This is a genomic window from Marivita cryptomonadis, assembly GCF_002115725.1.
GTDB lineage: Bacteria > Pseudomonadota > Alphaproteobacteria > Rhodobacterales > Rhodobacteraceae > Marivita > Marivita cryptomonadis.
In genome coordinates this window covers 1-1,248 of sequence record NZ_JFKD01000074.1, presented here as the reverse complement: position 1 = coordinate 1,248, position 1,248 = coordinate 1, and the positions used below count along the sequence as shown (strand labels likewise).

General features: G+C 59.1%; 1 protein-coding gene. It reads right to left on the bottom strand.

All coding sequences use genetic code 11. The features are described from left to right. Positions 1–43 precede the first annotated feature (43 nt). Positions 44–1,093: an IS110 family RNA-guided transposase gene (locus tag MCRY_RS22315; RefSeq protein WP_085633966.1), complete on the bottom strand. Its 1,050-nt coding sequence runs from the start codon at positions 1,091–1,093 to the stop codon at positions 44–46. Between the last annotated feature and the right edge of the window lie 155 nt (positions 1,094–1,248).

The following is a 1,248-nucleotide window of genomic DNA, read 5'->3' as shown; positions in this document are numbered from 1 at the left end:
TTTTAACTCTCTGATCTGCATGGGTGCTGTGGAAAGCCACAGGCTATGCGGCAGCTGCGGTAGTTGCCGTTACGGCATCAGCCGGTGTGAAGCGGAACTCGGCACCGTCCTGCCACATGCGGTGCAGAACCACCCCAATCCGACGCGCAAGTGCAACTGTTGCGCGCTTTTTGCCGCGCCGCTTGGCGACAGCCCATGCCCAGGCACTCAGCCAATTCGGACGTGCATTATTCAACATCACTGTCGCGGCTTGATAAAGCGCCGTGCGCAACCCCGCATCGCCGGCCCGGGAGATTTCGCCAATGATGTCGCGCTCCCCGGATTGCGCGCGCCGCGGGGTCAGGCCGACCCAAGGGCCAACGTCCCTGGAGGATGAGAAGCGCTCAGGATCATCGATCGCGGCCTTGAAGGTCAGAGCCACGAGAACGCCAACCCCCGGCATGGTCATTAACTGACGGCAGACGGGATCAGCTTTGGCATGATCACGCAGCAATTTCTCCACGCCAGCCAGTTCCTGACGCAGCGCGCCACGTGCGCTCAAGATCGGGGTCGCGGCTGCTTGCAGCATAGGATTACCCTCGACCAGCTCCAGCACCCGCTGTTCAAAGCGTCCCTTGGCGACCTGTCCCATCTTGAGCCCGAAGTTGCGCAGCACCCCACGGATCGACAACTCCAGCGAGATGGTCGCTTGTTGGATCGCCTTACGCGAGGACAACAGCGCACGCATTTCCTGCGCCGACAGGGATTTACAATGGACAGATCGGAACCAGCCCATCTGCAAGAGTCGTGCAATCCCCTCGGCATCGCGTCGATCTGTTTTGATTGGCATCGCCTTCAGCGCCCCCTTCACCTGCCGGGTTTCCATCAAAACAGTAGCGAAGCCGGCCTCGGTCAAATGCTGATACAGCCATTGCGACAAGGGCCCAGCTTCAAGGCCTACCCCAACAATGCGCCCTGCCAGTGTATGCAGCACCTTCACCAAATCCTCGGGTTCGCTTGGCGCTGTGGTTTCTTTCACCACCTTGCCCTGCCTGGACACCACGCAGATTGCAGTACTTGCCAGAGAGACGTCCAAACCGATATAAACATCCATGTCGTTGTCCTTTTGTATTCGATATCCTGGGGCGCGCGTCACAGCACGACCCCGTTGACACGCAGCACAGCGTGCCAAGGGCAACGACACCTCAACCAACCTCAGATTTCAATTCACAACGGTCCTGATTCGAGCCGAGCCCCAATACGGTATCT